The following is a 12966-nucleotide window of genomic DNA, read 5'->3' as shown; positions in this document are numbered from 1 at the left end:
CTGTCACCAGCCAGCTCGCTGATCCGTCCACCGGCTTCTGACGGTGACACGAACGGCCGGTCCCTTCCGGGGCCGGCCGTTCGTCGTCAGTGAGGGTCAGCGGCCCTGGCCGTGGTCCTCCGGGTAGCGCCGCTCGCCCTGCGGCGGCTGCTGCCGGTACGGGTGCTGCTGCTGCGGCTGGTCGTGGTGCAGGTGGTGCTCGATGGTGTCGCGGACCGCGTCGACGGCACCGGCCGCGCTGGCCGCCGCCACCACCGCGACTGCCTCGCCGCGCTTGCGGGCCTTCCGGTCCCGCAGGAACTCGAAGAAGATCGGCAGCACCGAGATCAGGATGATCAGCGCGACCACCGGCAGGATGTACCGGTCGATCTTGTCGCCGATCGCGCTGTAGATCTGCTCGGCGAGCAGGTAGCCGATCAGCAGGATGCCGTCCACCCAGAGGATCGCGCCGACCACGTTCCAGAGGAAGAACTGCCGGGCCGGCATGCCGAGCGTGCCCGCCACCGGGTTGAGGAACGTCCGCACGATCGGGATGAACCGGGCCAGCACCACGGCCTTCGCCGGGCCGAACTTCTGGAAGTAGAACTCCGCCTTCTCCACGTACTCCTTCTTGAAGAGGCGGGAGTTGGGGCGGTCGAACATCCGCCGGCCGTACTTGGAGCCGAGCCAGTGCCCGAGCTGGGCGCCGACGATCGCGCAGATCGGCCCGCCGATCAGCAGCCCGATCAGGGAGAGCCGGGTGCCGTCGCCGAAGATCGCGTCCGCCACCGGTGACGCCGCGACGCCCGCCAGGAACAGCAGCGAGTCGCCCGGGAAGAAGAAGCCGACCAGCAGGCCGGTCTCGGCGAAGAGGATGACCCAGACGCCGATCAGCCCGAAGGTCTGCAACAGCTCCTTGGGGTCGAGCGGATTCAACGCGACCGTCTCGACGACTACCCGGCTCTTCTCACCTGTGTCCACGGCCACACAGGCTACCCGCCCCTCACCCCACCCCGCCCCACCCCCGCCCCCCTCCCGCACCCCCGCCCTTGCCCGCACTTTCGGAGAAAGCGGGGCCATGGAGCGCGAAATGGCCACGCTTTCTCCGAAAGTGCGTGGATCTCGGGGGTGGGGGCGGGTCAGAGGCGGGGGTCGACGGGTTCGGATTCGCAGGCGAGGATGGCGAAGACGAGTTCGTGGCGGCGCCAGAGGGGGGCGTTGTCGGCGAACGCGTCCAGGGCGGCGAGGCCGAGGGCGTGCTCGCGCAGGGCCAGGCCGCGCTTGCGGCCCAGCGAACGGCGGCGCAGCGCGGCGAGCTGGTCGGGGGCGGTGTAACCCGGGCCGTAGATGATCCGCAGGTACTCCCGGCCCCGGCACTTGATCCCCGGCTGGAGCAGCGAGCCGCGCGCCGACCGGGCGGCCAGCCCGGCATACGGCTTGACCACCATGCCCTCGCCCCCGGCCGACGTCAGCTCCAGCCACCAGTCGGTGGCCGCCGCCACCGCGGCGGCGTCGGCGAGGTCGACCACCTGCCGCCGGGTCGGGGTGAAGAACTCCGGGTCGGCCGCGCAGAGCCGGTCGGCCAGGTCGAGGTGCCAGCCGTGGTCCCGGTCGGCGAAGCTCACGCCCGCGCCCGCCAGCACCGCGAACGGCGCCAGGGTCACCCCGCGCAGCCCGTCGGTCGGCGCCACGTACGCCCGGTAGGCCGTCGAATAGCCGTCGACCTCGGCGCGGCGGGCCGCCATCCGCTCGCGCAGTCCGTCCACCGGCAGCCCCCGGGTCGCGGCGGCGTCCAGCGTGGCGAGCACCGCCGGCAGCGCCGCCCGGCCGGCCGCGCCGACGCTGGCGTACTGCTCGCGGATCAGCCCGCCCGCCTTCGCCGACCAGGGCAGCAGCTCGCAGTCGAGCAGCAGCGCGTCGGTGCCCAGCTCGGCCCAGAGGCCGGCGGCGGTCACCGCCGCGCGTACCCGGGCCAGCAACTGCTCGTCGAGCGGCGCGCCGAAGAACGGCCGGCCGGTGCGGGTGTGCACCACGCCGCCGCCGAACGGCCCACCGGTGGGCTCCCGCTCCACCAGCACCACCGCCCGCGAGCCCATGTGCTTCTCCTCGCAGACCACCCGGTCCACGCCCGCCGCCCGGTAGTCCTCGAACGCCTGCGCCGGGTGTTCGAGGAAGCCCTCGACCGTGGAGGTCGAGCAGGGCGCCATGGTCGGCGGCAGCCAGACCAGCCGCCCCGGGTCGACCGCGAACCGGCTCATCACCTCCAGCGCGGCGGCGGCGTTCTCCGCCGGCACGGTCAGCGTCCCGTACGCGTGCTCGAGGTGCCGGCGGCCGGTGACGTCCGTCAGGTCCAGCACCGTGTCCGGTCGGGCCGGGACGCTGACCAGCGGGCGGACCGGGGCGTACCACTCCTTGACCGCCGGGACGGCGACCAGTTCCTTCTCCGGGTAGCGCAGGGCGGTGAGCCGGCCGCCGAAGACGCAGCCGGTGTCGATGCAGATGGTGTTGTTCACCCACTCCGGCTCCGGGGTCGGCGTGTGGCCGTACACGACCATGGCCGAGCCCCGGTAGTCGCGCGCCCACGGGTAGCGCACCGGCAGGCCGTACTCGTCGGTCTCCCCGGTGGTCTCCCCGAAGAGCGCGAACGCGCGGACCCGGCCGGACGCGCGGCCCTGGTAGGCCTCCTTCAGGCCGGCGTGCGCGACCACCAGCCGGCCACCGTCCAGCACGAAGTGGCTGACCAGGCCGTCGACGAAGGCGGAGACCTCCGCGACGAACTCCGCCGGCTCCGCCTCCAGCTGGGCCATCGTCTCGGCCAGGCCGTGGGTGAGCCGCACGTCCCGGCCGCGCAGCTTGCGCAGCAGCTTCTGCTCGTGGTTGCCCGGCACGCAGATCGCGTGCCCGGCCGCCACCATCCCCATCACCAGGCGGAGCACGCCGGGGGAATCCGGGCCGCGGTCCACCAGGTCACCCACGAAGACTGCGGTACGACCAGCCGGGTGCACCGCGTCCACCGGGCGGCCCGCGTCGTCGCGGCGCAGCGACCAGCCGAGCCGGAGCAGCAGCGCCTCCAGCTCCTCCCGGCAGCCGTGCACGTCACCGACGATGTCGAACGGCCCGGTCAGCTCCCGCCGGTCGTTGAAGAGCTTCTCGTACCGGATCTCCGCGGCCTCGATCTCCTCGACGCCGCGCAGCACGTGCACCTTGCGGAAGCCCTCCCGGGCCAGCAGCCCGTACGTCCGGCGCAGGTCCCGCTGCATCCGGGTCAGCACCTGCCGGCCGAAGGTCCGGTCGGCGCGCCCCTGGGTCCGGTCCCAGGCCAGCGCCTCCGGCACGTCCAGCACGATCGCCACCGGCAGCACGTCGTGCTCCCGGGCCACCCGGACCAGCGCGGCCCGGGCGTGCGACTGGAGGTTGGTCGCGTCGACCACCGTCAACCGGCCCCGACGCAGCCGGGTGGCGGCGATGTGGTGCAGCGCCTCGAACGCGTCGGCGGAGGCGGACTGGTCGTTCTCGTCGTCGGCGACCATCGCCCGGAACATGTCCGAGGAGAGCACCTGGCTGGGCAGGAAGTGCCGGCGGGCGAAGGTCGACTTGCCCGATCCGGAGACGCCGACCAGCGCCACCAGGGCCAGCTCGGGGATGTCGAGGGTGGTCATCGGCGCTCCTCCTTCCGGTCGGTCGTGGTGTCTGCCTTTTCCGCCGCGGTGAGGACGGCCAACTGGGTGGGGGCACCCACCTCCGGGTCCTCCTCCCCGACGCCGCCGATCGCGGCGGTGTAGCCGTACCTCGCGGCCACCCGCTCGACCCAGGCGGCGAACTCGGCGCGGGTCCACTCGAAGCGGTGGTCGGCGTGCCGGAACCGTCCCGCCGGCAGCCCCTCGTAGCGGACGTTGTACTCGACGTTCGGCGTGGTCACCACCACGGTGCCCGGCCGGGCGTGGCCCAGCACCGCGTCCTCCAGCGCCGGCAGCCGGGGCGGGTCCAGATGCTCGATCACCTCCATCAGCACCGCCGCGTCGTAGCCGCGCAGCCGGTCGTCCCGGTAGGTGAGGGCCGACTGCCAGAGCCGGATCCGGTCGCGCTGCCGCTCCGGCAGCCGGTCGAGGCGCAGCCGGCGAGCGGCCAGCGTCAGCGCGTGGCTGGAGACGTCGGTGCCGACGACCTCCGTGTAGCGCCGGTCGGCGACCAGGGCGGTGAGCAGCGCGCCGCCACCGCAGCCGAGGTCGAGTACCCGGGTCGCGCCGCTGGCTGCCAGGGCGGCGAGCACCGCGTCGCGCCGCCGTACCGCCAGCGACGCCCGCCCCGGTCCGGCCGCGTCCGTCGTCCGGGCCGCTCCGCCTTCGCGTCCCGCTGCGCCGGCGTCGCTCTGCGGGGTGCCGGCGTCGGGTCCGGGCACGCCGGCCACGGGGCCCCGGTCGGCCGGGGGCTCGTCGATGCTGTCGTCGGGCAGGGGCTCGTCGGCGAGGCGCAGCTCGGTCAGCCGGGCCAGCGCCTGCCCGGCCAGCGCCCGGCGGTGGGCCAGGTAGCGACGGGTGATCAGGGCCCGCTCCGGGTGGTCGGCCAGCCAGCCCGCGCCGGCGCGGAGCAGCTTGTCGATCTCGTCCGGCGCCACCCAGTAGTGCTTCGCGTCGTCCAGCACGGGCAGCAGGACGTACAGGTGGTTGAGGGCGTCGGCGACCCGGAGGGTGCCGGTCAGGACGAGGTCGACGTACCGGCTGTCACCCCAGTCGGGGTGCTGCTCGTCGAGGGGGATCGGGGTGGCGGTGACCGTCCAGCCCAGCGGGGCGAAGAGCCGCCCGGCCACGTCGGCACCGCCGCGGCAGCGCAGCACCGGCACCCGTACCTCCAGCGGGATCGCGGTGCCGGCCAGCTCCGGGCGGTCCCGGGACTCGCCGCGCAGCGCCGACCGGAACACCGTGGACAGTGCCGAGGCGAGCAGGCTGGACGCGGCGTACGCCCGGTCGTTGACGTACTGCCCGAGGGTGAAGCTCTCCGGGGTGCTGGCCGGCTTCCGGCCGCCACGCCGCCCCACGCCGAGCCGCTGCGGGTCGACCTCGACCAGCAGGGCGGCGGTGCACCGGTCCTCGTCCGCTTCGGGGTAGAAGACGTGCGCGGTGCCCGCCGGCAGTTCGAACGACTGGACCCGGTCAGGGTGCTTGACCAGCAGGTACCCGAGGTCGGTCGCCGGCCGGTGGGTGGTGGTCAGGGTGAGCAGCACGGGCTCATGGTCTCAGGGGCTTCGATCTTGCGTCGCCCTCTTTTTGTGGGTGGGGTTTCCGGGGGAGCCCCACCCGCTCCGGGCGGTCAGGCTTGATCCCTGCGCGGGTGAGGCTCCCCCGGAAGCCCGACCGGGTTGAGCGGCGTGCGTCGGCGCAGGGTGCGGCCGGGGTGCTGCTTCTGGTTCGGGATCTGGTGGTGCTGGCGCTGTTCTGCGGACGTGCTGGGTGGAGGGCAGGGTGGCCGGCGGTTCGCCCTTGGCGGGGGACGGCGGCGCCCCGCCGACCTGGGGTCGACGGGGCGCCGGGTGGTGCGGGGTGGGTCAGGCGACGAAGCGGGTCCGGCGGCGGCGGGCCACCACGTAGCCGCCGACGCCGGCGGCGAGCAGCAGGCCGCCGATGCCGGCGACCAGCGCGGTGGACTCGCCGGTGATCGGCAGCGTGCCGCCGTCACCGTCACCGCCGCCGTCGCCACCGTTGCCCATGTCGCCTCCGGCGTCGGTCGGGTTCACGACGATCGTGGCGTGGTCGTTCTTCTTGTTCGGGTCGCCGGCCAGCCTGGCCGCGACCGGGCTGGTGACGCCCGGGATGACCTCGTCGATCCGGAGTGCGAACTCGTACGGGTAATGCACGCCCTTCGGAGTCTCGCTGGCCACGCACCCGTACTCGCGGGCACCAGGCTCACCCCAGTTCCCGTTCCACGGGTCCCACTTGTCGTCAGAGATGTACGGCTGGCAGTCGCCGGACACCTCGACGGCCGTCGTGCCCTGCGGAACCGACACTCGGAACAACGGACCGTCCTGGTACTCGAGCAGGGCCGGGCCGAGGTTGGTGAAGCTGGGGCTCACCCGGACGACGTCACCCACCTTGCCGCTGCCAGTGGCACCCTTGGCGCTGAGGTCCGCCGGGTTGTCACCGGTCACCCGTACCGAGATCTCAGTGAAATTGTTCTGCTCGTCGAGGTCGGTCTGCGGTGCCAGCGACTTGGCGCCGGTCTGCTCGACGAGGCGCAGCTTCGACCCGTTGCCGGGCTTGCCGTCCTGCGGCCAGTCTCGGCTGACCAGCTCCCAGTCGTCATTGGTCCACCAGGCGCCGGCCCCACGGAGGGTGGCACCCGTACGGGCGTCCTCGTGGACCTGGAAAGGCAGTTCCTCGGAGAGCCGGTAGGTCTTGCCCGGCGCCAGCTCCTCGTCGAACGTGCAGAGCGCGCCCGCCATGTCGGTCGTACGGCAGTTCGAGAAGTCGCCGACGTACTGGGAGAGGTAGTCGGTGTGCAGCACCAGCGTGGCCCCACGGCTGGTGGTCTCCCCTCCGTTGTGGACGACCGCCGGCATGCCGATCCGGCTGCCCGGCGCGCCGCCGACGTTCACCTCGGGCTCGGTCTGAAGATCGACGCCCTCGGCGACGGTGACGGTCGAGGAGGTCTTGACCGTCCGGCCGCCGGAGGTGACGGCGAACTTCAGTTCACCCTTCTGACCCGGCGTGGCCTGGTGCTTGCCGGTCACCTGGATGCCGAGCCAGGGACCGTCATACTCAGCGAACTCGGTCTCGCAGTGCACGGTCTGGCCGCTTGTCTCACAGGCCCAGCCCCAGCCCTCGCCGGGCTGCTCCAGGACAGCGAAATCGGCGATGCCGGAGAAGTCCATGTCCAGGGTGGTGCGGCCGAACTGATGCGGTTTCTCCGGTTCGGTCGGTGTGGCGTAGACGTACGCGAAGCCGGTGTGATCCGCGGCGACGAGCATGTCCTGCGCCACGACCTCGAACGGGTCGTCGGCGGCGAACGCCGGGGTGGCGGAGGCGGCGACGAAGGCGCCTGCGACGCCCAACCCAGCGAGCCAGCGCCGGGTGGAGTGCGTGAACATGGGGGTCCTCCCGTGAGGTGGTGCGGAAGAGTCGGTGGACGCGTCCGGTGTCGCCGGTCGCGCCCGACGGCGCGCCCGCCGACCGGCTGGTCGGCGGGCGCGCCGGATGGTGCGGTGAATCAGGCGACGAAGCGGGTCCGGCGGCGGCGGGCCACCACGTAGCCGCCGACGCCGGCGGCGAGCAGCAGGCCGCCGATGCCGGCGATCAGGCCCGTGTTCTCACCGGTGATCGGCAGGGAGCCACCGTCGCCGCCACCGTTGCCACCGTCGCCCGAGCCCGGGTTGCCGTTGCCGGGCTTGATGACGACGGCCGCCTCGTTGTTGGCCGCCTTCGGGTCGCCGTCCAGGTGGGTGGTCACCTTGCCGGAGGTCGGCCCGGTCAGCTTGTCGATCCGCAGGGTGAACGGGTACTTGCCGCCCACGCCCGGCTCCGGGTCCCCGGCGGAGATGCAGCCGTACATGTCGGCGCCCGGCTCACCCGCGTGATCCCAGGGATTCCAGGGCTCCTCGCTGTCCTTGTCGTACGGCGAGCACTCCTCCGAGACCTTGATCGCCTCGGTGCCCTGCGGGATCTCCACGGTCACGATCGGCTCGGTGAGCCGCCAGGCGTCCACCGTGGCGGGACCCAGATTCGTGAAGCCGGCGGTCACCGTCACGTTGTCGCCGACCTTGCCGGTGGCGGTGCCGCCCACGGCGGCCAGGTCGGCCGGGTTGTTACCGCCCACCTTGATGTTGACGACCGTGAAGTTGTTCGTCTGGTCCACGTCGGTCTGCGGGACGGACGCCTGCCGGGCGGCCGGCACCTCGACCAGGCTGAGCTTGTCGCCGGTGCCCGGGGTGCTCGGCGGCAGCGGAGAGCCGGGGTCGTTGTCGATGATCTGGGCCCAGTCGTCCTTGGTCAGCCAGTCGACGTAGTTCGCCAGCTCGGCGCCCGTACGGGCACCCTTGTCCAGCTTGACCGGGAGCTTCTCGGAAAGCCGGTAGCTCTTGCCCGGCTCCAGGTCGGTGTCGAAGGTGCAGATGATGGCCCGGTTCTCGAAGTCTCCGCAGTTGCTGAAGTTGCCGATGTACGGGCTGAGGTAGTCGGTCTGCAGGCGCAGCACCGCGCCGTGCGCCGTGTTGTCGCCCGAGTTGCGGACCACGTCGCCGGGCAGCCCCACGGTGGCGCCCGGATCGCCCTCGACCTTGGCCTCCGGCTCGGCCTGGAGGTCGACGCCCTCGGCGATGGTGACCGTGGCGCTGCTGCTGGCGGTCCGGCCGCCGCCGGTCGCCTTGATACCCAGCTCGGCCTTCTGTCCGGGCTTCGCGTCCGCCTTCGCGGTCAGGTAGTAGTCGAGGCTGGGCACGCCCCACTCCTCGGCCTCCGCCTCGCAGTGCAGGGTGTCGCCGGAGGGGACGCACTCCCAGTCGGAGGTGAGCAGCTCGATGGTGGCGACGTCGTTGACCTCGGACAGGTCCAGGTCCAGGGTCGCGCTCTTCAGCTCTTCCTCGCCCGCGATGTACGTGGCGATGAAGTTGTACGTGGTGTGTTCCGGGGCGACCAGGACGTCCCAGGCGGCGATCTCCAGGGGGTCTGCCGCGAGGGCGGGGGTGGCGGAGGCGGCGACGAACGCGCCTGCGACGCCCAACCCGGCGAGCCAGCGCCGGGTGGAGTGCGTGAGCATTGGGGGTTCCTCCCGTGGGGGTGTACAGGTGGAGCCTGCGGATCTTAAGGACTCCTTAAAAGACCGCGTCACCCCGAATGGCGTCCGGACCAGGCAATCGAGCCGAACGGCTGAGCATCTTCGGCGCATCGGGCGGACCATGGCGACGCCCCGTCGCCGGGGCGGCGACGGGGCGTGACGCGGTGCTGGTCAGGCGACGAAGTCGGTGCGTCGGCGGCGGGCCAGCAGGACCCCGGTCGTACCGGCGGCGAGCAGCAGCCCGCCGACGGCCATCGTCAGGGCGGTCGATCCGCCGGTGATGGGCAACGAGTCGTCGCCACCGCCGTTGCCGCCGGTTCCGGCCGGCGGCACGAGCACGATCTCCGCCCGGTCGTTGGCCGGGTCGGTGTCGGCCTCGACGTCGATGGTGACTTGTCCGGCGGTTGGCCGCGGCAGCCGGTCCACCCGCAGGGTGAAGGAGTACGAGACGGTCTCGCCGACACCGGCGATGTCGCCCGGGCCGCTGCAGCCGTACTCCCGCGCACCGGGTTGGCCGAACGTGTCGCCGGGTTTCCAGGGACCGGCGCCGATCGGCGCGCAACCCCAGTGCACCTCGACCGCGGTGGTGCCGTCCGGGATGCGGAACCGCACCAGCGGGATCTCCCGCCAGGTCTCCACCGCCATGGGCCCGAGGTTGCGGAACCCGGGCGTCACCGTCACCCGGTCGCCGACCTTGGCGCTGACCCGCCCCCCGACGGCGGCCGTATCCGCGGTCCGGTCGCCGGTGACGGTGATGCCCACCGCGGTCCAGTTGTTCCAGGGGGCGCCATCGGTCTGCCGCGCCGTCGGCTGCGCCACCAGACGCAACTCGTCGCCGGTGCCGGGGGTGTCCGGTGGGAGCGGCACGTCCGGGTCCTGCTCGACCAGCGCCCAGTCGTCGGGGGTCCACCACTGCAGACGGTTGGGCAGCACGAGGCCGCTGCGCAGGAACGTCTTGAGGGTGAGCGGCAGCGGTGCCGACAGCCGGTAGGCGACCCCGGGCGCCAGTTCGGTGTCGAACCGGCAGATGGTGAGCCTCGCCTCCTGGCGCCGACAGTTGCGGAAGTTGTCGGCCGACAGGACGTCCATGTCGGCGTCGAGGGTCAGCACCGCGCCGTGCACCGGCACCGGGCCGGCATTGCGTACGGTGCTGGTCAGGTCGACGGTGCCGCCGGGCCCGCTGCGCAGCGCGGTCTTCGGCTCGGTCACCAGGTCGACCCCCTCGACCACGGTGACCGTGATCTTCCGGGTGGTCGTGCCGCCGGTCGAGGAGCCCGTGACGGTCAGCTCGGCCCGCCCGTCCAGCGGGGCGTCGGCCCGCGCGGTGAGCTGAAAGTAGAGGGTGGGCGTCCGGCTCCACCGGCCGAAAGCGCCCAGGCAGCGCAGGGTGTCGGCGCGACGGGCGCAGTCCCACCCGCCGTCGTCGGTCACCGTGAAGGTGCCCAACGAGTCCCACTCGGACAGCTCGATGTCGAGGGTCACCGGGCGGCCGGCGGGGGAGGAGGAGTCATCGACCCGTACCGCGCCGGGAGCGGTGTGTCCCGGGGCGACCAGCAGGTCCCGGGCGGCGATCCGGAGTTGGCCGGCCGCGCTCGCGGGAGCGGCGGTGGCGCCGAGGAACGCGCCCGCGACGGCCGCGCCGGCGAGCCAGCGCCGGATGGAGTGCCGGAGCATCGACTGTCCTCCCTATTGATGACGGAGCGTGGTCAGCCTCTCACGGATGTCACTCTCCGCCGGCCTGCCGCGCCCGGCGAGCGGGCGGCGCAACGTTTCGGGCCCCCACTTTCGTCATCAGGTTCGGGACACCGGGAGGTGCAGTGACGTACGAGGAGTTCGCCGACTCGCGGCTGACCGCGCTGCTGCGGTACGCGGTCATGCTGACCGGCGATCCGCACCAGGCGCAGGACCTGGTGCAGGACACGATGGTCCGGGTCCAGCTGAACTGGCGGAGGGTGGCCCGGGCGGATTCCCCGGAGCGCTACGTGCGCCGGATGCTGACCAACCAGTACGTCGACTGGCGGCGGGGCTCCTGGATGCGTCGGGTGCTGCTGCGCGGCGAGCCGGACGAGTCCACGCCGCCGGCCGCCGACCACGCGCAGGACGCCGTGGACCGGGACCAGGTCTGGTCCCTGCTGGCCCGGTTGCCCCGCCGGCAGCGCGCCAGCCTGGTGCTCCGCTACTACGAGGACCTGCCGGACGCGGAGATCGCCGAGATCCTCGGCTGCGCCGTCGGGACCGTCCGCTCGTCCATCTCCCGGGCGCTGGCCACGCTGCGCGCCGAACATCTGGAGGTCTGCTCATGACCGTCGAGGAGGAGCTGCGGGCCGCCTTCGCGCGGCACGAGTCGCTCACCCCGCCGGCCGGGCCGCTGCGGGCGGCCGTCGACGGGCTCGTCGTACGCCGTCGTCGCCGGCGCCGTCGGCTCCAGGCCGGGGCCGGCGCGCTGGCGGTGCTGGGGCTGCTGGGCCTCGCGGTGCCGCAGGTCGTCCCGTCGCTCGGCGGGCACCCCGCCACCGCGGAGTTCCTCGCCGACCGGGTCGCGCCCGGCGGCGCGCTGAACGTGCTGCTGGTCGGGGTGGACGGTGCCCCCGACCCGCGGGTACGCGGCGCCGATTCCGTCCCCCGCGCCGACTCGGTGCTGCTGGTGCACGTCCCGGCGGACCGGAGCCGGCTCTATCTCGTGTCGCTGCCGCGCGACCTGATGGTGGCGATCCCCGGGTACGGCACCCAGAAGCTGAACAGCTCCTTCCCGTTCGGCGCCACCGCATCGCGGCCCGACCTGCGCCGGGGCTACGACCTGACCCGTCGGGTGGTCGCCGACACCATCGGCGTACGCATCGACGCCGGCGCGGTGCTGACGTACCCGGTGCTGCGGCGACTCACCGACGGCGTCGGCGGGGTGGAGGTCTGCCTGCCGGAGCAGGTCCGCTCGGTGCACACCCGACGTATCTTCCCGGCCGGCTGCCAGCGGCTGGACGGCACCGGCTCGGTCGACCTGCTCCGGCAGCGGTACGGCATGACCTGGGGGGCCCAGGACCGGGACCGCAACGCCCAGCGCTACGCGGCGGGGCTGGTGCGGCAGCTCGACAGTGGGGGCGTCCTGCACAATCCGGTGGCCCTGAGCCGGCTGTTGGCCGCCCTCGGCCCGGACCTGGTCACCGACACCGGCGACGCCTCGCTGCCGGACCTGCTCTCGCGTACCGTGCAGGCGTCCCGGGCCGCCCCGGTCGGCCTCGCGCTGCCGACCGTCGATCCGCCGAAGCGGCCGGGCAACCTGCTGCTCGACGAGCGCGCGGCACCGGCCCTGCTGACCGCGCTACGCCAGGACCGGCTGGCCGAGTGGGCGGCGGCGAACCCCGACCGGGTGACCGCCCTGGGGTCTCAGCGGTAGTCGTCCTCGTCGCCGGTGACCACGCGGGCCTGCTCCATCGCGTCCCAGTCGCCGACCTCGAGGCCACGGTGCGGCTCGGTCTCGGCGTCACCCGGGTCGATCAGGGCGGCCTGCTCGACCGCGTCGGCCGGCTCGGCCTCCAGGTCGCGCTCCTCCGGGCTGAGGTGGTCGCTCGGCGCGAAGTCCTCGTCGGGCTGACCCATCGTCCCTCCCTGGTTCCGGCGGACTAACCCCCCACACCGTACGGGCTGCGCGGCGCGGGTGCCCGATGGGCGCGGCAAGCGGACTCGGTGGATCGTCCCACCGGGGCCTTCCGGCGGTGCCAGGATGGAGGCGTGGCCTTCCTGATCCGGCTGGCGATCACCGCGGTCGCGCTGTGGGTCACCACGCTGATCGTGCCCGGCGTCGACGTGACCGGCAGCACCGGCGCCGAGACGGCGTTCACCCTGATCGTGGTGGCGCTGATCTTCGGCGTGGTCAACGCCGTGCTCAAGCCGGTCATCAAGGTGGTCGGCTGCGTGTTCTACCTGCTCACCCTCGGTCTGATCGCGCTGGTGGTGAACGCGCTGCTGTTCCTGCTGACGGACTGGATCGCGCGTGGGCTCGACCTGCCGTTCCGGGTGGACGGTTTCTGGGCCGCCTTCTGGGGGGCCATCGTGATGGCGGTGGTGAGCTGGCTGATCAGCGTCGCCGTACCGGACAGTCTGGAGGACCGGTGAGGGGAGGCGGTTGTGCCCGCCGCCACCTTCTACGGGATACTGCCGGCGGTGGACAGCGCGGTCCGGCGCACCCGATGGAAGACAGCGGCCAGCTCGGCCGAGAGCGGTAAGTAA

10 protein-coding genes are annotated in these 12966 nt (G+C 73.0%); 3 read left to right on the top strand and 7 right to left on the bottom strand.

Annotation, left to right across the window (positions count from 1 at the left end; all coding sequences use genetic code 11):
• Window positions 1-96: 96 nt before the first annotated feature.
• The 6 genes from FHX75_RS15835 to FHX75_RS15810 form a co-directional block, all read right to left on the bottom strand.
• Window positions 97-966, bottom strand: a complete 870-nt coding sequence (locus FHX75_RS15835; RefSeq protein WP_246158100.1) for a DedA family protein — start codon at window positions 964-966, stop codon at window positions 97-99.
• 152 nt (window positions 967-1118) lie between these two features.
• Window positions 1119-3638 (bottom strand): polynucleotide kinase-phosphatase, encoded by a 2520-nt coding sequence (locus FHX75_RS15830; RefSeq protein ID WP_154940737.1) that lies wholly within the window; start codon window positions 3636-3638, stop codon window positions 1119-1121.
• Window positions 3635-5200 (bottom strand): 3' terminal RNA ribose 2'-O-methyltransferase Hen1, encoded by a 1566-nt coding sequence (locus FHX75_RS15825; protein ID WP_154940735.1) that lies wholly within the window; start codon window positions 5198-5200, stop codon window positions 3635-3637. The genes FHX75_RS15830 and FHX75_RS15825 overlap by 4 nt, the downstream gene beginning before the upstream one ends.
• Before the next feature lie 321 nt (window positions 5201-5521).
• The gene (locus FHX75_RS15820; protein ID WP_154940733.1) at window positions 5522-7060 is read right to left on the bottom strand and encodes an LPXTG cell wall anchor domain-containing protein; all 1539 of its coding nucleotides are present in this window, start codon (window positions 7058-7060) and stop codon (window positions 5522-5524) included.
• 119 nt (window positions 7061-7179) lie between these two features.
• Entirely contained in the window at window positions 7180-8724 is a 1545-nt protein-coding gene (locus FHX75_RS15815; protein WP_170285380.1) for an LPXTG cell wall anchor domain-containing protein, read from the bottom strand.
• 189 nt (window positions 8725-8913) lie between these two features.
• On the bottom strand, window positions 8914-10416 hold the full coding sequence (locus FHX75_RS15810) for an LPXTG cell wall anchor domain-containing protein (protein WP_154940729.1): 1503 nt from the start codon (window positions 10414-10416) through the stop codon (window positions 8914-8916).
• A gap of 143 nt (window positions 10417-10559) precedes the next feature.
• Here FHX75_RS15810 and FHX75_RS15805 point away from each other — a divergent pair, with 143 nt between their 5' ends.
• Both FHX75_RS15805 and FHX75_RS15800 read left to right on the top strand, forming a co-directional pair.
• A complete protein-coding gene (locus tag FHX75_RS15805) occupies window positions 10560-11045 on the top strand; it encodes a SigE family RNA polymerase sigma factor (RefSeq protein WP_154940727.1) in 486 nt (161 codons plus the stop codon).
• Window positions 11042-12133: an LCP family protein gene (locus FHX75_RS15800; RefSeq protein ID WP_154940725.1), complete on the top strand. Its 1092-nt coding sequence runs from the start codon at window positions 11042-11044 to the stop codon at window positions 12131-12133. The genes FHX75_RS15805 and FHX75_RS15800 overlap by 4 nt, the downstream gene beginning before the upstream one ends.
• On the opposite strand, the gene FHX75_RS15795 is transcribed toward FHX75_RS15800, so the two are convergent.
• Window positions 12124-12336 carry a hypothetical protein gene (locus FHX75_RS15795; protein ID WP_154940723.1) on the bottom strand — a complete coding sequence of 71 codons (213 nt, stop codon included), beginning with the start codon at window positions 12334-12336 and terminating at the stop codon, window positions 12124-12126. The two genes, FHX75_RS15800 and FHX75_RS15795, sit on opposite strands and share 10 nt — an antisense overlap.
• Before the next feature lie 132 nt (window positions 12337-12468).
• On the opposite strand from FHX75_RS15795, the gene FHX75_RS15790 reads away from it, so the two are divergent.
• On the top strand, window positions 12469-12852 hold the full coding sequence (locus FHX75_RS15790; RefSeq protein ID WP_154940721.1) for a phage holin family protein: 384 nt from the start codon (window positions 12469-12471) through the stop codon (window positions 12850-12852).
• Window positions 12853-12966: the final 114 nt, after the last annotated feature.

It is taken from the genome of Micromonospora palomenae, from assembly GCF_007829925.1.
GTDB lineage: Bacteria > Actinomycetota > Actinomycetes > Mycobacteriales > Micromonosporaceae > Micromonospora > Micromonospora purpureochromogenes.
This window is presented reverse-complemented; position numbering and strand designations above follow the sequence as displayed.

Bases quoted from the DNA above. Each gene is read 5' to 3' on its own strand.
- FHX75_RS15830 (WP_154940737.1), bottom strand. From the start codon at position 3,638: ATGACCACCCTCGACATCCCCGAGCTGGCCCTGGTGGCGCTGGTCGGC.
- FHX75_RS15810 (WP_154940729.1), bottom strand. From the start codon at position 10,416: ATGCTCCGGCACTCCATCCGGCGCTGGCTCGCCGGCGCGGCCGTCGCG.
- FHX75_RS15795 (WP_154940723.1), bottom strand. From the start codon at position 12,336: ATGGGTCAGCCCGACGAGGACTTCGCGCCGAGCGACCACCTCAGCCCG.
- FHX75_RS15820 (WP_154940733.1), bottom strand. From the start codon at position 7,060: ATGTTCACGCACTCCACCCGGCGCTGGCTCGCTGGGTTGGGCGTCGCA.
- FHX75_RS15815 (WP_170285380.1), bottom strand. From the start codon at position 8,724: ATGCTCACGCACTCCACCCGGCGCTGGCTCGCCGGGTTGGGCGTCGCA.
- FHX75_RS15800 (WP_154940725.1), top strand. From the start codon at position 11,042: ATGACCGTCGAGGAGGAGCTGCGGGCCGCCTTCGCGCGGCACGAGTCG.